The following is a 19,294-nucleotide window of genomic DNA, read 5'->3' as shown; positions in this document are numbered from 1 at the left end:
GCACGCCATGCTCCGACACGGCAAGGGCGCCGTGCCACCGACCCGTCGCCGCTTCCTCGGCGGCGCCGCGGGCCTCGCGGCGGCCGGCGCGACCGCACCGCTGCTGAGCGGCTGCGGGGGACCGGCCAGGGCCGAGGGCGGGACGTTGAAGTTCTGGCACTTCTACGACGAGAACGCGACGGACCCGGCCATGCGCGGCCAGGCGAAGTGGTTCAACGCCCTGATCAAGGAGTGGAACGACACTCACGACGTCAAGATCGAGCCCTTCTACGTCCCGCGCCTCGCGTATCAGGGCTCGAAGATGGTCACCGCCTTCGCGTCGGGAACCGGTCCCGACATCTTCCTGCTCAGCCCCGGCGACTTCCTCCGCTACCAGAACGGCGGCATCCTGGCGGACCTCACCCCGCACCTGGACAAGCGGACCGTCGCCGACTACGGGACCTCGCTCGCCAGCCGCATGGTCGACGGCAAGGTCTACGCCCTGCCGATGGAGGTCGAGCCACTGGCGATCTTCTACAACACGCCGAACTGGGAGAAGGCCGGACTGTCCGAGGGCGACATCCCCACCACCTGGGACGGGCTCCTCGACGTAGGCGACAAACTGCGGTCCAAAGGTGGCGGCGCGGGCCTCGTCTTCGAGACCGATCCCGGCTACTTCCAGAACTTCACCTGGTACTGCTGGATGTGGCAGGGCGGCGGCGACGTCCTGGACAAGAACGGAAACGTCGCCTTCGACTCCAAGGCCACCCGGCAGGCCCTCGGTCTGTGGCAGGACGCCGTCCGGCACGGCATCGCACCCCGCACCAAGCCGGCGGCCGGGGACCACCTCAGCGCCTTCAAGGCCGGGCAGGCCGGGATGTGGCAGAGCGGGATCTGGATGGTCGCCGCATTCAAGATCGGCGCACCGGGACACAAGTACGGCGTCTTCAAGCTGCCCACACCGCCGGGTGGCAGGTACTCGACGACGGTGGGCGGCTGGTCGTTCTGCGCCAGCACCCAGTCGTCGAACCCGGACGCCGCCGCGGAGTTCTGCGGCTGGGCGCTCGGCGGCATGAACCAGCAGTCGATCGACCGGACCGTGTCCTGGTGCACGGGCGTCAAGTCCGACATCTCGCCGCGCGGTTCCGCGCTGAAGGTGGCGACCGAGCGCGGCGGCTACGACTCCCCGCTCATGACCGAGTTCAAGGACGAGATCTTTCCCGGCGGCCGGGCCGAGCCGCGCTATCCGCCGGTCGTCTACAAGGCGATCTCGGACGCCATCCAGGCCACCATGCTCGGCGGCAAGGGCGTCGCCTCCGAGGTCGACCGTGCCGCGCAGACCATCGAGGCCTACATGAAGAGCTACCAGGGGGCGAGCCTGATATGAGCAGCGTCGCAACCCAGCGGCCGAGCACGGAGACCACCGCGCCCGTCACGACGGCGCGCCCGGCCGGCCGACGGCTCAGCCGCAAGCACCGCGAATGGGTCGCGGCAGCGCTGTTCCTGCTGCCGGACGGCCTCGGCCTGTTCGTGTTCGTCGTCCTCCCGATGTTCTTCTCGATCGTCCTGAGCTTCTTCCAGGTGTCGGGCTTCGGCTCGTACGACTGGATCGGGCTCGGCAACTACGAGCGGATGTTCAACGACCCGTACTTCTGGTCGTCCATGTGGGTCACCGCGAAGTACGTGGTGATCCTGGTGCCCGTGCTGTTCTGCGTCAGCCTCGGCCTCGGCATCCTGATGAAGCAGAAGCTGCCCGGCATGGCGGCTTACCGCACGGCGCTGTTCCTGCCGTACATGCTCAGCCTCGTCGTCGCGGGCCTGCTCTGGAAGTTCATGTTCGACGACCAGACCGGCATCGCGAACAAGGTCGTCGGCCTGTTCGGAGTGAGCCCCCAGTCGTGGCTCGGCGATCCGAGTCTCGCGCTGTACGCCGTCATCCTCGTGACGGTCTGGTACATGATGGGCTACTACATGATCATTTTCCTTGCGGGGCTCAACGAGATCCCCAAGGAGTACTACGAGGCCGCGAAGATCGACGGCGCCGGGTCCTGGACCTCGTTCCGGAAGATCACCTGGCCGCTGCTGCGCCCCACGAGCTTCTTCGTCCTCATCATGACCACGGTCGCCGCCATCACAGGCACCTTCGACCTGGTCTACGTACTGACCTCGGGCGGCCCGGCCAACGGCACCGCGGTCGCCATGTTCTACATCTACCAACAGGCCTTCGTCTTCGGCGAGTACGGCTACGCCTCGGCGCTCGGCACCTTCCTGGTGCTGATCATGGTCGTGCTGTCGTGGGTCATCTTCAAGTTCACGAAGGGCGGGAGGTTCGACGATGGCGAGTAGCACGCTCCTCGTGGCTCGACAGCGCCACGGCAAGCGCACGGGGCTGACGCTCGTCGCGGTCGCGCTGTCCCTGCTGAGTCTCTTCCCCACCCTCTGGATGATCTCCTCGTCGTTCAAGACGCGCGCCACCGTCACCGACGGCAAGCTGCTCCCGAACGACTTCACGTGGGAGAACTTCCGCTACGTCTTCACCGAAGTCCCCTTCGGGCGCTGGCTGCTGAACAGCTTCGTCATGGCCGCCGTCATCACCGTCGCCGCGCTGTTCTTCCACTCCATGGCCGCCTACGCGCTGGCCAGGCTGAAGTTCCCCGGCCGCGACTCGATCTTCGCCGTGATCTTCTCGACGCTGCTGATCACGGCGCCGGTCATCCTCATCCCGCTGTTCATCATCGTGCGCGAACTCGGCATGCTGGACAGCTACGCGGGCCTGATCATCCCGCTCATCTTCAACGCGTTCGGGATCTTCCTGCTGCGCCAGTTCTACCTGGGGATTCCGAAGGAGCTGGAGGAGGCGGCGATTGTCGACGGCTGCGGCTACTGGCGTGTGTACTGGAACGTCATCCTGCCGCTGTCCAGGCCGATCCTGTCCGCGCTCGCGGTGTTCTTCTTCCTCGCCAACTGGAACCAGTTCGCCTGGCCGCTGGTGTCGACCAGCAATCCCGACCTGACGGTCACCCAGGTCGGCATCGCCTCCTTCACCAGCCAGTACGGAGCGAATTGGAACTACATCCTGGCCGCCGCTGTGGTCGCGGTGATTCCCATGCTCGCCCTTTTCCTCATCTTCCAGCGCCAGATGGTCGAATCGATCAAGACCTCCGGCCTGAAGTAGCGACAGAGAAGCAGCGACAGCGAAGCCGCGACAGAAAGGGTGACCACCACCATGCCCCACACGCCCCAGCCCGCAGTCATCGGCGTCGACATCGGCACGTCCAGCAGCAAGGGCATCCTCGTCGCCCTCGACGGCACCGTCCTGCACACCGCCGTCCGCGAGCACACCGTCGGCCGGCCGGCCCCCGGGCACGTGGAGATGGCGGGGGAGGTGTGGTGGGACGAGTTCGTCTCCCTCGCCCAGGAGCTGACGTCCGCCCGGGACACGGACGTGGTCGCCGTCGGCGTCAGTGGCATGGGGCCCTGCGTACTGCTCACCGACGCCGAAGACAACCCGCTGCGGCCCGCGATCCTGTACGGCGTCGACACCCGTTCCGTCGCCCAGATCGAGCGCCTGGAGCGGGAGTTGGGCGCCGACGAGATCACCCACCGGTGCGGCTCCCGGCTCACCTCGCAGGCCGCCGGGGCGAAGGTCGCGTGGGTCGCAGACGAGGAGCCGGAGCTGTTCGGGCGCGCCCGGCGCCTCTACATGCCCAGCTCGTGGCTGGCCCGCAAGCTCACCGGCGCCTACGTCCTCGACCACCACTCCGCCAGCCAGACCACCCCGCTCTACGACACCCTGGCCCGCGACTGGTACGCGCCGTGGGCCGAGCGCATCGCCCCCGGCATCGAGCTCCCGCCGCTGCGCTGGTCCGGCGAGGCCGCCGGCACGGTCACCGCGGAGGCCGCCCGTGCCACCGGTCTACCCGAAGGCATCCCGGTCACCACCGGCACCATCGACGCCTGGGCCGAGGCGCTCAGCGTCGGGGCACACGACGTCGGTGACCTGATGCTGATGTACGGGACGACCATGTTCCTCGTGCACACCGTGCCCGACCTGCTGCGCGACCCCGCGCTGTGGAGCACGGTCGGCGCGCTGCCCGACACCCGCAACCTCGCGGGCGGCATGGCCACCTCCGGCGCCGTCACCGGTTGGCTGCGCGACCTGTTCGGCGACGTCGACTACCCCGAACTCCTGGGCCTCGCCGAGAAGTCCGGGCCCGGCGCGAACGGCCTGCTGATGCTGCCCTACTTCGCCGGGGAGCGCACCCCCGTCGACGACCCGCGCGCCCGTGGTGTCATCGCCGGACTGACCCTGGGCCACACCCGCGGCGACCTGTACCGGGCCGCCCTGGAGGCCACCGCCTTCGGTGTCCGGCACAACATCGAGGCACTGGAAGCCGCGGGCGGCGACATCCGACACGTCGTCGCCGTCGGCGGCGGCACGCAGGGCCGCCTGTGGACCCAGATCGTCTCCGACGTCACCGGGCGCACGCAGGAGGTGCGGGCCACATCCGTCGGCGCCTCCTATGGGGGCGCGCTGCTGGCCGCGCAGCTCGTTACCGACGACGCGCGCATCGACGACTGGAACCCCGTCGCCGAACGGATCGCCCCGCGCCCCGAGGTGACGACACGTTACGACGAGCTGTACGCGCTGTACCGCGAGCTCTACCCCGCGTCGGCGGACGTGGCGCACGCCCTGGCCGGGCTCCAGACCCGCTGACACCCCCGAACTCGTACCGCCTGTAAGGGAGTTATCGCATGACGTATGCCCTGCCCCGCCCCCTCACGCCGCCCGCCGCCGAGCCCGGTGTCGTCTACACCGTCGCCAGCGGTGACCTGCGGCCGTCCGCGAACCTTGCCGGATGGCCCTCGCAGCAGAAGCTGGAGGCGGACCTGGCCGCCGCGCTCACCGACCTCGGCCGCGGTGTGCGACGCGGGCACCGCGTCGAAGAGGAGAAGGGGCACGGCTTCATCGACAGTCAGCGCGCCGGGATAGAGGTGTTCAAGAGCCTCCCGCCGGACGCGCCGCTGATCGTCGTCGAAGGTGTGTGGCAGTACAGCCACCATGTACTCGCCGGTCTGCGCACGCACCGTGGACCGATTCTCGTCGTCGCCAACTGGAGCGGCGAGTTCCCGGGCCTGGTCGGTCTGTTGAACCTCACCGCGAGCCTCACCAAGGCGGGCGTCGCCCACTCCGTGCTGTGGAGCGAGGACTTCACCGACGCCTGGGCCCGCGACGGACTGCGCACCTGGCTGGAGACCGGCACCCTCACCCACGACACCAGCCATGTCCGGGACCTGCCCGCGCTCCCGGCCGACGCGGAGACGGAACTCGGCACCGCGCTCGCCCGGCAGCTCCGCGACGAGAAGGCCGTCATCGGCGTCTTCGACGAGGGCTGCATGGGCATGTACAACGCCATCATCGACGACGAGCTCCTGAACGCCCTCGGCATCTACAAGGAGCGCCTGTCCCAGAGCGCGCTCGTCATCGAGATGAACAAGGTGACCGACGCGGAGGCGCAGGCCGTCCGTGACTGGCTCGACGCGGCCGGCATGACCTTCCACACCGGCACCGACGAGGCCGCCGAACTCACCGACGCCCAACTGCTCAGCCAGTTCAAGATGTACATCGCCGCGCTGCGGCTGTCCGACGACTTCGGCCTGGACGCCGTCGGCATCCAGTACCAGCAGGGCCTCAAGGACACCGTCCCGGCCAGCGACCTGGCGGAGGGGCTGCTCAACAACGTCGAGCGGCCCGCGGTCCGTTCGCGCGACGGCTCCCGAGAGCTGTACGCGGGCGCGCCGCTGCCGCACTTCAACGAGGTCGACGAGGGTGTGGCCGTCGACTCCCTGGCCACCAACCGGATCTGGACCGCGATGGGCCTCGACCCGGCGACGACGCTGCACGACATCCGCTGGGGCGAGGAGTACGACGGGCGGTTCGTCTGGGTCTTCGAGATCTCGGGCTCGGTGCCCGCGTCCCACCACGGCGGCTACGCCAAGTCGTACTCCAAGCGGCAGCCGCCGATGTTCTTCCCGCTCGGCGGCGGCACCCTCAGCGGTGTCTCGAAGCCCGGCGAGATCGTCTGGTCCCGCGTCTTCATCATGGAGGGTGTCCTGCACGCGGACATCGGCCGGGCGAGCGTCGTCGAACTGCCCGATGAGGAGACCCAGCGGCGGCTCAACGCCACCAACCCGGAGTGGCCCATCATGCACGCCGTCCTGCACGGCGTGACCCGCGACCAGTTCATGGCCCGCCACAAGGCCAACCACCTCAACGTCGCCTACGCCCCGGACGCGGACACCGCGGACAAGGCGCTGCGCGCCAAGGCCACGATGTTCCGCGAAATGGGGCTGCGGGTCCACGTGTGCGGGGACGTCGCCGTGTAGGCGCTCAGGGCGCCGTCTCCGTCTCCTGCTCGGCCTTGCCCCGCAGCGCCGACCTGCGGCGCCCGAACGCCAGATACAGCACGGCCGCCAGGGCCAGCCAACCGAGGAACAACGTCCAGGTCAGGCCCGGAAGTTGGTACGCGAGGTAGACGCAGGCTGCGGCGGTGAGGATCGGTACCACCGGGTACAGGGGCACCCGGAAGGGGCGCGGCGCGTCGGGGGCGATGCGGCGCAGCACCACCACCGCCGCGGCCACCGCCACGAAGGCGATCAGCGTGCCCATGCTGGTCAGGTCGGCCAGCTCCTGGAGCGGCACGAATCCGGCGAGGGCCGCGACCGCCACGCCCACGATCCAGGAGTTGGCCGCCGGGGTGTGCCGCTTGCGGTCCACCCGGCGGAACACCTGCGGGACCAGGCCGTCCCGCGCCATCGAGAACAGGATGCGGGTCTGCCCGAAGAGCGTGACGAGGACGACGCTGAAGATGGAGACGACCGCCCCGGCGGACAGTACGAGCGCGGCCGTGCCGGAGCCGGTGACCGACGTGAGGATCGACGCGAGCACCGCCTCACCGGCCGCCTCCTGACGCGCGAACGCCCCTTCCGGCTGTGCGCCGATGCCGGCCACCGCGACCAGGATGTAGAGGGTCGTCACCACGAGGAGCGTCAGCAGGAGGGCCAGCGGGATGGTGCGGCGCGGATTGCGGACCTCCTCGCCCGCCGTGGAGACCGTGTCGAATCCGACGTACGAGAAGAAGACCGCGGAGGCGGCCGCCGTGATGCCGCCCATGCCGTGCGGGGCGAAGTCGGTGAAGCGGTCGGCCTGGAACGCGGTGAGCGCCACCGCCGCGAACATCACGAGGACGGCCAGCTTCACGCACACCAGGATCGAGTTCACCAGGACGGACTCGCGGGTGCCGCGGGCCAGCAGCGCCGTGCACGCGAGGACGACCACAATGGCGGGGATGTTCACGAGGCCACCCGCCCCCGGCGGCTGGCTGATCGCGTCGGGCAGCGTGACACCGAAGAGGGCGTCCGAGACCTCGTTGAGGTACTGGCCCCAGCTGACCGCGACGGTCGACACCGCCACCCCGTACTCCAGGACCAGACACCAGGCGACGAGATACGCGATGCCCTCGCCGAGCGAGGCGTACGCGTACGAGTAGGTGCTGCCCGCCACCGGGATCGCCCCGGCCAGCTCCACGTAGCAGAGCGCCGCGAGGGCGGCGACGGTGCCCGCGATGACGAACGACAGGACGACGCCGGGGCCGGCCGTGGGCACGCTCGTGCCGAGGACGAAGAAGATGCCGGTGCCGAGCACCGAGCTGATCCCGAGCAGCGTCAGCCGCCCGAGCCCCATGGTGCGTTGCAGGCGGGGGCCGTCGTGCGCCGTGCCCTCGGCATCCGCGACGATGCTGTCCAGAGGTTTGCGGCGGCACAGTTGAGTGGCCACAGGGCCCATGGGTCCTCCTGTACGACGAGTGACACGACGAACGGCGCGACGTGTGGTCGGTGAGGGTGCGGATCCTTCGGGACGGGCGGCCCCCGCACATTGGCCGATCGGCACAAGTGCGCCGTGGGGTGTTGGCCGATGTCACAACCCGCGGCCGGTGGTGTCGTCCGAGCATGGTGGGCGCCGCCCGCGGAGCCCCGCGACGCCGACGTGAAGGAGATCAGCCGTGCCCCTCGACCTCGCCGACGACGTCGTCGCACTCACCGAGGCCCTGGTCGACATGCCCTCCGAGAGTGGCGCCGAGGGGCCGCTCGCCGACGCGGTGGAGGAGGAGCTGCGCGCGCTGCCGGGCCTGGACGTGGAACGCGTCGGCAACTCCGTCGTCGCCCGCACCCGCCTCGGCCACCCCGAACGGGTCGTCCTCGCCGGGCACCTCGACACCGTCCCTGAGGCGGGCAACCTCCCGGCGCGCCGCGAGGGCGAGCGACTGTACGGGCTCGGCGCCTGCGACATGAAGGGCGGCGTGGCGGTCGCGCTGAAGCTGGCCGCCACTGCGTCCGCCGCGCGCGGATCGCTGACCCGGGACGTGACCTTCGCCTTCTACGAGTGCGAGGAGACCGTCGGTGACCGCAACGGCCTCGCCGTGATCGCCGCGCGCAGGCCCGAACTCCTCGACGGCGACCTGGCGTTGCTCCTCGAACCCTCGGACGGCGGCGTGGAGGCGGGCTGCCAGGGCTTCCTCCTCGCCGACGTCGTCGTGCCGGGACGGCGGGCGCACACCGCCCGCGCCTGGATGGGCAGCAACGCCGCACACCTCGCGGGCGAGGTCCTCACCCGGCTGCACGCACACGTCCCCGAGCGGATCACGATCGACGGCCTGGAGTACCGCGAGGGGCTCAACGCCGTCGCCGTACGTGCCGGGGTGTCGTCCAACGTCGTGCCCGACGAGTGCGTGGTCACGGTCAACCTCCGCTTCGCGCCCAGCCGTTCGCGCGAGCAGGCCGAGGCGTACCTGCGGGGGATCCTCCCGGAGTACGAGCTGCGGATCACGGAGGTCGAGCCGGGTGCGCTGCCGGGGCTCGACCGGCCCATGGCGGCCGGGCTCGTCAAGGCCCTCGGTGTCGAGCCGCGGCCGAAGCTCGGCTGGACCGACGTGGCGCGCTTCGCGTCGCTCGGCGTGCCCGCGCTGAACTGCGGACCCGGCGACCCACAGCTGGCGCACACGCCCGGGGAGTTCGTTCCGATGGCGGAGGTGCGGGCGTGCGAGGAGCGGCTGCGCGGCTGGCTCCTCGCGTAAGCCGTCAGCCCCGCAGCCTCGCCAGCGTACGCAACTGCACCCACAGCACGAGCCGTTCGTCCGGGTCGTCGAGGTCGATGCCGAGCTGCCACTGCACCTTGCGCAGCCGGTAGCGGCAGGTGTTGGGGTGGACGACGAGGCGCTCCGCCGCGCGGCCCGCGTCGCAGCCCGCGTCCAGCCAGCAGATGAGCGTGCGGGCGTACTCGGTGCCGTGCTCGGCGTCGTGCGCGAGGACGTCCCGCCAGGGCCCGGCCGACTGGTCCCTGCGGTCGGCCAGGAACTCGCCGAGCACGAGCAGCGAGGTCCGAGCCTGCACCTGCGCGGCGTCCGCGACCTGCCCGGCCCTCAGCACCCGCAGCACGAGATCGGCGTCGTCGCGCGAGTCCCGGACCCCGCCGACGCCCGGCGCCGCGTGCCCGAGCCCGGCCCGTACGGAGATCCGCAACGCCTCCTCCGCGCGCCGCACGATGTCCTCCGCGATCCGCAGATGCCGGTCGGCCGCGTGGTCGGCGGCCCCGACCACCGGCAGCAGCGCGTACACCACACCGTCGAGCAGGACGCAGGCGTGCTGCCCGTAGCGGGTCTGGCACTGCAGACGTACGAGGTCGAGCAGGCGCAGCGCCGCCTGCCCGCCGTCCTGCGCGGTCGCCGCGCCCGCGAGCGCGAACGCCGCGACGCGCACCGGGGCATCGGGCGCGAGACCGAGCCGGTGCGCGGCCGCGGCCGGTTCGATGGAGCCGTCGAGCAGACGGCGCAGCAGATCGCTGCTCAGGTGCCGGGCCAGCTCGTCGGCGGCCCGCGCCCGCAGCAGGAGCATCGCCGCGGCCGAGGCGCCCTGGCGCAGCGCGTCCTCGGCGTCGGCGGCCAGGCTCCCCGTGTCGACGGCCCAGATCGAGCCGAGCAGCTCGCCTCCGGCGCGCACGGTGGTGGCCAGCCGGGCCAGCTCGTCGGCGGTCACCCCGGGCAGCGTCAGCGGGCCCTCGGCGGCGTACAGGAGACGGTAGTCCTCGTCGTTCTCCGGGCTGCCGGGGACCTGGCGGCCGAGGATGCCCTGCCGCCTGGTCTCGTCGACCGGCTGGCCCGGGACGGTGGAGTACGCGAGGATCTGCCGGCCGAGGTCCTCGATGGCGATCGCCCCGCCGACCGCCGCCGCGACGGCGTTGGCCAGCGCGAACAGATCGCCGGGCAGCGCGTCCTCGCCCAGCGGCGCCGTCCGTGCGCCATGTGCCCCGACGACCGACGACAGCAGCTGGAACACCTGGTGCCAGGCGGCGTCCCGGTCCGTCCCGAGGAGCGCGGCGCCCGCCGCCTCGGCATCGGCCACCGCGTCGGCCCCGTCGCCGCGTACCACGACGCCCGCCATCCCGGCCCGCCCGGCGTCGCGCACCAGCGGCCCCGCCTCGCCCGCGCGCACGCCGACGGCGAGCAGCAGCGCGCCCGGCGCCCGTTCCGGCAGCGGGGCGTGCGGGTCGTGGAGCAGCACCTCGGTGACGGGGACGGTGCGGCCGTGCGGGGCGCTGTGCAGGCGCAGCGTGGAGCCGCCGAGCGCGTCGAGGAGGTTCCCCAGTGTGCAGGTGTCCATGGGTGAACCTTTCGCCGGCGGCGGGAGCGGGGGATTGGCCGATCGCAACAGGCTAGACGCCGATGATTGGCCACCACCACAAGGCCCGGCCCGGCACCCGCGCCGAGACTCGTGCCATGAACGATCTGACGACCTCGACCGTCGACGACGTGGCGGGCCTGCGGGCCGTGGCCGACTTCCTCGCCGACGTGTGGCAGATGCCCCGCGACGCGCCGCCCTTCCACACCGATGTGCTGCACAGCGTCGCTCACGCCGGCGGCGCCGTGCACGCGGCCCGGTCGGGCGGCGCCGTGGTCGGCGCGTCGGTGGCGGTGTTCGGCCCGCCCGCAGAGCGGGACGTGTACTCGCTCGCCGCCGCGGCTGCCGTCTCCGACCGCGGCACGGGCCACGCCGTCAAGCAGGCCCAGCGCGTCTGGGCCCTGGAGCGCGGCGCCCGCACCATGCGCTGGACCTTCGACCCGCTCGTCGCCAGGAACGCCCGCTTCAACCTGGTGAAGCTCGGCGCGGTCGCCAGCGAGTACCAGGTCGACTTCTACGGCCCGATGGACGACGGCATCAACAACGGCGACGAGACCGACCGCCTCACCGCGCTGTGGGACCTGACGGCCGGGGCCCCGGATGCCCCCGACCCCGTCGTGGGCCGCGCCGAGGCCGCCGCGCTCGCCAAGGCCCCCGACGGCGGACCGCTCGCCGTCCGAGACGACACCCGCGTGTGGTGCCGCGTCCCCGAGGACGTCGTCGCTCTGCGCGCCGGCGACCCGGACACCGCGCTGCGCTGGCGGCACGCCGTCCGCGAGGTCTTCACCACCGCGTACGCGGAGGGCCTGCGGGCGACCGCGATGTCCCGCGACGGCTGGTACCTGCTCGCCCATCCCGCCCAGGAGGCCCAGGCATGAAGATCGAACGCGTAGAGCTGCTGCACATCGCGATTCCGCTGGTCAAGCCGTTCCGTACCTCGTTCGGCAGCGTCGACAGCAAGGACGCCTTCCTGCTGCACGTGATCACCGACGAGGCGGAGGGCTGGTCGGAGTTCGCCGGCGACCCCGACCCGCTGTACTGCTCCGAGTTCATCGCGGGCGCCGAGATCGTCATCCGTGACTTCCTGCTGCCGCGTGTCAAGGCGCTGCCCGAGCCGCGCGCGGCGGCCGCCGGGCGGGCCATGGAACCCGTCAAGGGCAACGAACTGGCTAAGGCCGCCCTGGAGACCGCGCTGCTCGACGCCGAACTGCGCGCCTACGGAATGCCGTTGGCCACCTACCTCGGCTCCAGCACCGGGCAGCGGGTACCGGCCGGTGTCTCCGTCGGTATCAAGAACTCGATCCCGGAACTCCTCGACGACGTCGAGGAGTATCTCGCCGAGGGCTATGTCCGCATCAAGCTGAAGATCGAGCCCGGCTGGGACCTGGAGCCGCTGCGCGCGGTGCGCGAGCGCTTCGGCGACGCCCTGCCCCTCCAGGTGGACGCCAACACCGCGTACACCCTCGCCGACGCCGAACACCTGCGAAAGCTCGACGAGTTCGGTCTGCTGCTCATCGAGGAGCCGCTCACCGAGAACGACCTGCGCGCCCACGCCCGCCTCCAGGAGCGCATCAACACCCCCGTCTGCCTGGACGAGTCGATCCACAGCGCGCGGGACGCCGCCACCGCCATCGCGATGGAGGCCTGCCGGATCATCAACGTCAAGCCGGCCCGTGTCGGCGGCTATCTGGAGGCCCGCCGCATCCACGACGTGGCGGTCGCCAACGGTGTGCCGGTGTGGTGCGGAGGCATGCTGGAGACGGGCATCGGTCGGGCCCCCAACCTGGCCCTCGCCGCCCTGCCCGGCTTCACCCTGCCCGGCGACACCTCGGCATCCAGCCGTTACTACGCCGAGGACATCACCGAGCCGTTCGTGCTCGACAAGGACGGCTGTCTCACGGTGCCCTCGGGCCCCGGCATCGGCATCGACCCGCTGCCGGACACCCTGGCGCGCTTCACCACCACCCACCGGCTGTAACCGGCTCACCGCGGGCGTGGACATGAACCGGGGACTGGTGGAGTTCGCGGACGACAGCTACGACGTGTCCGTGTGCTGCGGTGTCTTCACCCTGGGACATGTGCCGCCGACCGGGGTGCGGGGGCTGCTGCGTGTCACCAGGCCCGGCGGTCTCGTCCTGCTGAGCACCTACTCGAAGTACCTCGCGGGCTCGGACTTCGTCGCGTACGTGCGGCGGCAGGCGGACGACGGCGCCCTCAAGGTCGTCGAGCGGCGGCGCGACGTGCCGTACACGGCCGAAGGGCCCGCGCACTACTGGGCGTTCGAGGTGCTGCGCTGACGCATCCGCCCACCCGTGGGGCCGCTGTCGGTGGGTTGTCGGCGGTGGTCGGTGGTCTGTAGGTGGTCTGTCGTGGGCCGCAGGGAGATTGGTCCGTGTCGGCGCCGTGGGACTACGGCGCCGGTCGCGGGCCTCGCGCCCCGCGGCCCACGCACCATCAGGAAGGGCCCCACCCATGACCACGGACAGCACGCACGTCACGATCGTCGGAGCCGGTCTCGGCGGCCTCACCCTCGCCCGCGTCCTGCACCTGCACGGCATACCCGCAACCGTCCACGAGGCGGAGTCCTCGCCGACAGCACGGGCGCAGGGCGGGCTGCTCGACATCCACGACTACAACGGTCAGCACGCGGTCGCGGAGGCCGGTCTGATGGACGAGTTCCGCGCGATCGTCCTGGAGGGCCACCAGGCGATGCGGGTCCTCGCCCCGGACGGCAGCGTGCTGTTCGAAGAGGACGACGACGGCACGGGCGGCCGCCCCGAGGTCTACCGCGGCGAGCTGCGCCGGATCCTGCTCGACTCCCTCCCGGTCGGCACCGTCCGCTGGGGGCACAAGGTCAGCGGCGTCCGCGCCCTCGGCGCGGGTCGCCACGAGGTGACCTTCGCCGACGGTTCCACCACCGTCACCGGCCTGCTGGTCGGCGCGGACGGCGCCTGGTCGCGGGTCCGCCCGCTGCTCTCCGCCGCCAGCCCCGCGTACACCGGAAAGTCGGTCGTCGAGACCTACCTGTACGACGCCGACACCCGGCATCCGGCCACGGCGAAGGCCGTCGGCGGCGGGATGATGATCTCGCTCAAGCCGGGCCGGGAGCTGTTCGCGCACCGGGAGCGGGCCGGCACCCTGCACGCCTACGTGGGTCTCGAAGAGCCGCGGGAGTGGTTCGACGCCGTCGACCTCACCGATGCCGCCGCCCTCGAGCGGCTCGCGACGGAGTTCACCGGTTGGGCGCCCGAGCTGACCGCGCTGATCACCGAGGCGGAGGGCACACCGACCCTGCGCCACCTGCACGCGCTGCCGACCGGACACCAGTGGGAGCGGGTCCCGGGCGTCACCCTGCTGGGGGATGCCGCCCACCTCGCGCCGCCGAACGGCGAGGGCGCCAATCTGGCCATGGTCGACGGGGCCGAGCTCGCCCGTGCCGTCGCCGCCCACCCCGGTGACGTGGAGGCCGCGCTGACCGCGTACGAGCAGGCGATGTTCGTGCGCACCGCCGAGACCCACGGCGCCGACGAGGACGGGCACTCGTTGCAGGACCTGATGGCCGAGCTTCACCGTGCGAGGGCGGAGTCGGCGCCGAATAATGCGGAAGTCCGAAGCACTCACACGTAGCACCCCGGGAAAGGAACCCGCTGTGGCTTCTCGCCTCAACCCGTACATCGCCTTCGACGGGGACGCCCGCCGGGCCATGGAGTTCTACCAGGGGGTGTTCGGCGGCGAGCTCACCCTGAACACCTTCGGTTCGGCCGGGGGCGGCGGGGCGCCCGCCGACTTCGCCGACAAGATCATGCACGCCCTCCTGGAGACCCCGGCCGGGTTCACGATCATGGGCTCGGACACCCCGCCCGGCATGGACCGCACCGTCGGCACCAACATCTCGGTCAGTGTCAGCGGCGACGACTCCGTGGCCCTGCACGGCTACTGGGACAAGCTGGCAGCCAACGGGACGGTCGCCATGCCGCTGGAGAAGCAGATGTGGGGCGACGAGTTCGGCATGTGCACCGACAGCTACGGCATCAACTGGATGGTCAACATCAGCGACCAGTAGTGGGCCCGCGAAGGGCCGCCCGGCACGGTCCAGGGGGCGCTGGACCGTGCCGGGCAGTAGGGGGGCGGCCGTCAGGCCGTGCCGCGCTGCCTGCGCCGCAGGGTGAGGTACGTGGCGGTGGCGCCGGTGGCGAGCAGCGCGGCCACGCCGAGGCTCACCGGGAGCACTGGGGAGTCGTCGCTGGTCGCGGCCGTGTTCTCCATCGGAGGGCCCGGCGTGATGTGTGTCGTGACCGGGGCGATGTGCTTGACGGGTCCTTCGGATCGCACCGAGCCGTCCGCGTTCAGGAGCAGCTGCTTGTCGTTGGGGTGCTTGAAGTCGAACATCCCGGACAGCGGGCCCGCGGTGGCGTCGAAGGAGTGGTCGCCGATCCGGCCGGTGTGCCAGTTGTCCTCGATGAACCGGATGACGGACGCCTGGTCGGTCATGGTGTGGTCGACCTTGTTGACCCTGCTGTACGGGGAGATCACCAGCAGCGGCTGCCGGGTGCCGGGGCCGCAGCGGTCCTGGTAGCCCCCGGCCGCCTCCGGGCCGTTCTGGCAGGCCGGGGAGTCGGCGGCCTTGCCGTTGGAGCCGACCGTGGCGTCCTTCGAGCCGTTGCGCGGCGGGATGTAGGCGTGGTCGTACCAGCCGTCGGAGTCGTCGTACGCGATGACGACGGCCGTCGACTTCCACTGCGGTGAGCTCTGCACCGCGTTGATCTGGTTCACCAGGAAGTGCTGCTCGTCGATCGGGTCGGAGTACCCGGCGTGCCCGTCCTGGTAGGCGCTCGCCTTGACGAAGCTGACGGCCGGGAGCTTGCCCGCCTTCGCCGCGGCCGAGAAGTCGGTGAGGTCGTAATTGTGGTTGGCGGGGCCGGCGTGCCCGATCTCCGCGACGCTCTTCGGTGCCAGGTGGTGCGGGTTCGCCGTCGACTTGTAGTAGGCGAACGGGTTGTGGTGCGGGCTGTAGTCGAGGGTGGCGGCGCCGCCGACGTTGGCGTGCGCGTCCTCGCACTTGGCGTACGAGTCGTCCGCGCCGTTCCACGCGCTGCTCGGCCGGAAGCCGCCCTGGAACCAACCCCAGGACACCCTGCGGGTGTTGAGCAGGTCACCGATGTTGCGGCCCCGCATGGTGGCGAGCGCGCTGCTCGCGGTGTGGTTCTTGTCGGAGCAGTCGTCGAAGGACGGGTCCGGATCGTTGATCATCGTGCCGACGCCGTGCGCGTCCGGGGACTGGACCGCCGTCTTGTCCGGCGTATCGGTCTGCTGCGGGTCCTCGGTGCCGGAGGCCGGGTCGGTGGAGACGACTCCGTGGGTGTTCCCGGAGGCCAGGTTGATGGCGCCGGGCGTCGACGGGCCGTAGTTCGAGCCGTAGGAGCGGTCGCTCAGGGAGTAGTGCTGGGCGTAGTTCCACAGCGCGGTGACCGTGTTGCCGTCGAAGTAGTCCATCACCAGGCCCGGTTCGCCGAACAGCCCGCCGCTGCACTTGTCGACCTCGGTGTTCTGCACGAACTTGTCGGCCTTGCCGCCGTCGTACGCGTACTGCTCGGGCCCGTAGGAATGGTTCTGGTCGCAGGTCACCGCGTGGTCAGGGGTGAGCCGCTTGGGGGTGTACTGGTTGGGGTTCTTCTTCAGCAGGCCCGCGTGCGCGAGGGTGTCGATGTTCTTCGGTGTTCCCTTGGCCGGTGTGAACGTGGTGCCGTCGGTGTTCGCGGCCTTCGGATACGTCCCGAAGTAGTGGTCGAAGGAGTTGTTCTCGTCGAACAGCACGACCACGTGCTTGATGGGGGTGGCGGTGCTGACACCGCCGGTGGCGGCCCAGGTGGGCGATGCGCCTCCAAAGAGGGCGAGCGCGGCGGCACCCGCGAGCGCGCCCACGGTGCGTGGCGTCGTGCGTCTGGCTGAGGTACGTGCCTTGCTGGGCATGCGGGTTCAACCTCCGGCCTCAACAGCAGTGGCCTCCAGTGAACATGGCGCGTACACGTAAATGGGCCGGCCTTGACCACATGTTGACCGCCTGTGAGCCGAACTTTTCCAATTGGGCCCGGCCCGGGGTCAGGACAGCAGCGCGCGGCCGAACCAGTCGTGCGTGTCCCGCACGCCCGGCAGCGCGAAGAAGTAGCCGCCACCGAACGGGGAGACGTAGTCGGTCAGCGGTTCGCCCGCGAGGCGCTTCTGCACGGTCTCGAACTGCCCCCGCGGATCCTGCTGGTAGCAGCAGAACAGCAGCCCCATGTCGAGATTGCCGTTGGCGTCCGTGCCTCGGTCGTAGTTGTACGCGCGGCGCAGGATCCGCTGGCCCGCGGTGTCCGGGGTGCGGGGGTTGGCGAGCCGGATGTGCGCGTCCAGCGGGATGACATCGCCCTTGGGGTCGTCGACGAACTTCGGCGCGTCGTGCTCCGCGTCGCCGTCCAGCGGCGCGCCAGAGGCGCGGGAACGCCCGAACATCCGCTCCTGCTCGCTGAGCGAGACCCGGTCCCAGAACTCCACCAACATCCGTATGAGCCGCACCACTTGATAGCTGCCGCCCACGGCCCACTCCGGCTCGCCGCTGTCTTCGCCCACCCACACCAGACGGCTCATCGCGCGCGCGTCCGCGGTGTCGGGGTTGGCGGTGCCGTCCTTGAACCCCAGCAGATTGCGCGGCGTCCCCGAGGGGCGCGGCGGGCTGGTGAAGCCGTCCATGCGCCAGCGCACCTGGAGCGCGCCGCGCGTGTGCCGGGTGATGTCGCGCAGCGCGTGCAGCACCGTGTCCCGGTCGTCGGCGTGCAGTTGCAGGCTCAGGTCGCCGTGGCACCAGTCGGGGTCGAGGTCGTCGTCCGGGAAGGCCGGCATCGCGGCGAGCCGGCGCGGACGAAGCCGGCCGAGCCCGAACCGCTCGTCGAACAGCGAGGCCCCGACGCCGACCGCGACCGCGAGCGCCCCGCCCGGCAGCCGCTCCCCGAGGACCCCCGAGTCGGCGGGCGGCGCCGTGATCCCGGCGGGCTCCGGGGTCCCGCCCGTGGCGAGGAACCGGCAGCGCTCCGTCAACGTACGCAGCGCGTCCGCGAGTTGGTCCCGTCCCTCGGCGGTGACATCGAGGGAGACGAGGGCGGTGGCCCGGCGCTGCGCCGCGACCACGGAGGCCTGCCGGGCACCGTGGAACGCGGCGACGGGCGCGGCCGGGACGCCGACAGGCGCCGGAGCCGCCGCCCCGCCCGCTGCGAGCCCGGCCCCGGCGAGCGCGGCACCCCGCAGCAGCCCGCGCCGCCCGACACCGCCCGTCCCGCTCACACCACTCGTCCCGCTCACACCGTCCTCCGCGGATCGCACAGCGTCGCCACGGAGGCCAGGCGCTCGACGAGATCGCCGAACAGGGCGTCCACGCGCTCGCGCCGGGTGCGGCCCAGCCGCTCCAGCGGCGGCCAGTGTCCGTCGCGACGCAGGCCGTCGAGGGTCTGCCCGGCCCTCCGCACGTCCCGCTCCAGCGCCGGGAGGTGGGCGTAGCGCCGGGCGAGGATCGGGTGCAGCCGGGAGAGGACCTCGCGGGTGCCGTCCACGTTGGCGCGGGCGGTGGCCAGATTGCTGCCGCTGCCGAAGTCCGTACGCCCGGTCAGCTCGAACTGCATGGTGTTCTCCAGGATCTCGTGCGCCCGCAGGCCCAGTTGCGCCGGGTCCATCCGGGCCTGCGCCCAGTCCTCGCGCAGCGCGGTGACCGCCTTCAGCAACGCGCGTGTCGGGGCGCGCAGTTCATGGGACGACCGGCCGTGCCACAGCCCGTACTCGACGCGGTGGAAGCCGGTGAAGTCCTTGTCGTCGGTGCCGCCCGGCAGCCCGGCGTCCGTGCCGTTGATCCGTCCGTCGGCTTCGCCGAACGCGTCGTAGGCCGCGCCCATCCGCTCGTACTGGAGGTGGGCGGGCAGCCATGCCTTGCGGGCCGCGTCGAGATCGCCCCGGTCGACGGCGTCGCGCAGGGTCCGTGTCAGCCGGACCACCGTGCCGAGGCCGTCGGCGACCCACTTCTGGTAGGCGAGGGCCGGCGGGATCAGGTCGTGCGTGGTGACCGGCGCGGCGGCGGGCCCCGAACGCCCCTCACGGATACGGACCGTGGGCCCGGTGACGGCGTCCGCGTCCTCGGGCAGGCATGTGAACGCGTACGCGCCCCTGCCGAGCCGCACCGTCAACTCCCGCGTCGTGCCCGGCCCGATGTCCTCCAGCTCGCCGTACACGACGTGGCTGCGCGGATTCTCCAGGAACACCTCGGCGGAGGCGGCGGAGGTGTTGTGCAGCGCGAAGACCTGCACCCCCGGCGCGGGCGCGTCCCAGCCCTCGCCGCAGCGGCTCCCCGAGACCTCGACGCGCGTGCGGCGCAGCCCGTCGGAGGACCGGGGGCCGTCGTGTGCCTGCCGCGTAAGTGCGATGACGTCGGCCACCAGCAGGCAGAGCAGGACGCCGAGCACCCCCGCGACCAGCCACCGTTGTCCGCGCCGCGTCCCGGGGCCGGGCATCGACATCCGGGCCTCCCAGTCCGATCCGTCAGGAGGACCCTAAGCGGAGC

General features: G+C 71.4%; 16 protein-coding genes. 11 read left to right on the top strand and 5 right to left on the bottom strand.

The genetic code is table 11. The features are described 5' to 3' along the window. The first annotated feature begins 7 nt into the window (after positions 1–7). From ACIA8D_RS06500 to ACIA8D_RS06480, 5 genes are read left to right on the top strand one after another with little or no spacing between them, the layout of a single operon-like run. Positions 8–1,366 (top strand): ABC transporter substrate-binding protein, encoded by a 1,359-nt coding sequence (locus ACIA8D_RS06500; protein ID WP_399229279.1) that lies wholly within the window; start codon positions 8–10, stop codon positions 1,364–1,366. After that, entirely contained in the window at positions 1,363–2,325 is a 963-nt protein-coding gene (locus ACIA8D_RS06495) for a carbohydrate ABC transporter permease (RefSeq protein WP_399229277.1), read from the top strand. Before ACIA8D_RS06500 ends, ACIA8D_RS06495 begins: the two co-directional genes overlap by 4 nt. Continuing rightward, entirely contained in the window at positions 2,315–3,154 is an 840-nt protein-coding gene (locus tag ACIA8D_RS06490) for a carbohydrate ABC transporter permease (RefSeq protein WP_399229275.1), read from the top strand. The genes ACIA8D_RS06495 and ACIA8D_RS06490 overlap by 11 nt, the downstream gene beginning before the upstream one ends. A gap of 51 nt (positions 3,155–3,205) precedes the next feature. Next, on the top strand, positions 3,206–4,696 hold the full coding sequence (locus ACIA8D_RS06485) for an FGGY-family carbohydrate kinase (RefSeq protein WP_399229274.1): 1,491 nt from the start codon (positions 3,206–3,208) through the stop codon (positions 4,694–4,696). A 38-nt stretch (positions 4,697–4,734) separates the two neighbouring features. Further along, entirely contained in the window at positions 4,735–6,366 is a 1,632-nt protein-coding gene (locus ACIA8D_RS06480) for a fucose isomerase (protein ID WP_399229272.1), read from the top strand. Positions 6,367–6,370: 4 nt separating this feature from the next. Here ACIA8D_RS06480 and ACIA8D_RS06475 read toward each other — a convergent pair whose 3' ends face one another. Further along, positions 6,371–7,825: an APC family permease gene (locus tag ACIA8D_RS06475; RefSeq protein WP_399229270.1), complete on the bottom strand. Its 1,455-nt coding sequence runs from the start codon at positions 7,823–7,825 to the stop codon at positions 6,371–6,373. Between the two features lie 217 nt (positions 7,826–8,042). Here ACIA8D_RS06475 and dapE point away from each other — a divergent pair, with 217 nt between their 5' ends. After that, entirely contained in the window at positions 8,043–9,113 is a 1,071-nt protein-coding gene (dapE, locus tag ACIA8D_RS06470; RefSeq protein WP_399229268.1) for a succinyl-diaminopimelate desuccinylase, read from the top strand. Positions 9,114–9,117: 4 nt separating this feature from the next. On the opposite strand, the gene ACIA8D_RS06465 is transcribed toward dapE, so the two are convergent. Beyond that, positions 9,118–10,695 carry a PucR family transcriptional regulator gene (locus tag ACIA8D_RS06465; RefSeq protein WP_399229266.1) on the bottom strand — a complete coding sequence of 526 codons (1,578 nt, stop codon included), beginning with the start codon at positions 10,693–10,695 and terminating at the stop codon, positions 9,118–9,120. 116 nt (positions 10,696–10,811) lie between these two features. On the opposite strand from ACIA8D_RS06465, the gene ACIA8D_RS06460 reads away from it, so the two are divergent. The 5 genes from ACIA8D_RS06460 (at position 10,812) to ACIA8D_RS06440 (ending at position 14,776) form a co-directional block, all read left to right on the top strand. Beyond that, positions 10,812–11,591 carry a chorismate synthase gene (locus ACIA8D_RS06460; protein ID WP_399229264.1) on the top strand — a complete coding sequence of 260 codons (780 nt, stop codon included), beginning with the start codon at positions 10,812–10,814 and terminating at the stop codon, positions 11,589–11,591. Continuing rightward, positions 11,588–12,691, top strand: a complete 1,104-nt coding sequence (gene menC / locus ACIA8D_RS06455) for an o-succinylbenzoate synthase (RefSeq protein ID WP_399229262.1) — start codon at positions 11,588–11,590, stop codon at positions 12,689–12,691. Before ACIA8D_RS06460 ends, menC begins: the two co-directional genes overlap by 4 nt. A 22-nt stretch (positions 12,692–12,713) precedes the next feature. Continuing rightward, a complete protein-coding gene (locus ACIA8D_RS06450) occupies positions 12,714–13,010 on the top strand; it encodes a hypothetical protein (RefSeq protein ID WP_399229260.1) in 297 nt (98 codons plus the stop codon). Between the two features lie 175 nt (positions 13,011–13,185). Next, positions 13,186–14,340 (top strand): FAD-dependent oxidoreductase, encoded by a 1,155-nt coding sequence (locus ACIA8D_RS06445; protein ID WP_399229258.1) that lies wholly within the window; start codon positions 13,186–13,188, stop codon positions 14,338–14,340. Between the two features lie 22 nt (positions 14,341–14,362). Further along, complete coding sequence (locus tag ACIA8D_RS06440) at positions 14,363–14,776, top strand: VOC family protein (RefSeq protein WP_399229256.1); 414 nt, start codon at positions 14,363–14,365, stop codon at positions 14,774–14,776. A 71-nt stretch (positions 14,777–14,847) separates the two neighbouring features. Here ACIA8D_RS06440 and ACIA8D_RS06435 read toward each other — a convergent pair whose 3' ends face one another. From ACIA8D_RS06435 to ACIA8D_RS06425, 3 genes are all read right to left on the bottom strand, one after another. Then, positions 14,848–16,683 (bottom strand): phospholipase C, encoded by a 1,836-nt coding sequence (locus ACIA8D_RS06435; protein ID WP_399229254.1) that lies wholly within the window; start codon positions 16,681–16,683, stop codon positions 14,848–14,850. A gap of 129 nt (positions 16,684–16,812) precedes the next feature. Continuing rightward, positions 16,813–18,048, bottom strand: a complete 1,236-nt coding sequence (gene efeB / locus ACIA8D_RS06430) for an iron uptake transporter deferrochelatase/peroxidase subunit (RefSeq protein ID WP_399229252.1) — start codon at positions 18,046–18,048, stop codon at positions 16,813–16,815. Continuing rightward, positions 18,045–19,250, bottom strand: coding sequence for an EfeM/EfeO family lipoprotein (locus ACIA8D_RS06425; protein ID WP_399229250.1), 1,206 nt, complete (start codon positions 19,248–19,250; stop codon positions 18,045–18,047). The genes efeB and ACIA8D_RS06425 overlap by 4 nt, the downstream gene beginning before the upstream one ends. Positions 19,251–19,294 lie beyond the last annotated feature (44 nt).

This window comes from Streptomyces sp. NPDC051684 (assembly GCF_044453445.1).
GTDB lineage: Bacteria > Actinomycetota > Actinomycetes > Streptomycetales > Streptomycetaceae > Streptomyces.
This window is presented reverse-complemented; position numbering and strand designations above follow the sequence as displayed.

Coding starts and splice junctions, on each gene's coding strand:
- ACIA8D_RS06500 (WP_399229279.1), top strand. CDS start 8: ATGCTCCGACACGGCAAGGGCGCCGTGCCACCGACCCGTCGCCGCTTC.
- ACIA8D_RS06495 (WP_399229277.1), top strand. CDS start 1,363: ATGAGCAGCGTCGCAACCCAGCGGCCGAGCACGGAGACCACCGCGCCC.
- ACIA8D_RS06490 (WP_399229275.1), top strand. CDS start 2,315: ATGGCGAGTAGCACGCTCCTCGTGGCTCGACAGCGCCACGGCAAGCGC.
- ACIA8D_RS06485 (WP_399229274.1), top strand. CDS start 3,206: ATGCCCCACACGCCCCAGCCCGCAGTCATCGGCGTCGACATCGGCACG.
- ACIA8D_RS06480 (WP_399229272.1), top strand. CDS start 4,735: ATGACGTATGCCCTGCCCCGCCCCCTCACGCCGCCCGCCGCCGAGCCC.
- ACIA8D_RS06475 (WP_399229270.1), bottom strand. CDS start 7,825: ATGGGCCCTGTGGCCACTCAACTGTGCCGCCGCAAACCTCTGGACAGC.
- ACIA8D_RS06465 (WP_399229266.1), bottom strand. CDS start 10,695: ATGGACACCTGCACACTGGGGAACCTCCTCGACGCGCTCGGCGGCTCC.
- ACIA8D_RS06460 (WP_399229264.1), top strand. CDS start 10,812: ATGAACGATCTGACGACCTCGACCGTCGACGACGTGGCGGGCCTGCGG.
- menC (WP_399229262.1), top strand. CDS start 11,588: ATGAAGATCGAACGCGTAGAGCTGCTGCACATCGCGATTCCGCTGGTC.
- ACIA8D_RS06450 (WP_399229260.1), top strand. CDS start 12,714: ATGAACCGGGGACTGGTGGAGTTCGCGGACGACAGCTACGACGTGTCC.
- ACIA8D_RS06445 (WP_399229258.1), top strand. CDS start 13,186: ATGACCACGGACAGCACGCACGTCACGATCGTCGGAGCCGGTCTCGGC.
- ACIA8D_RS06435 (WP_399229254.1), bottom strand. CDS start 16,683: ATGCCCAGCAAGGCACGTACCTCAGCCAGACGCACGACGCCACGCACC.
- ACIA8D_RS06425 (WP_399229250.1), bottom strand. CDS start 19,250: ATGTCGATGCCCGGCCCCGGGACGCGGCGCGGACAACGGTGGCTGGTC.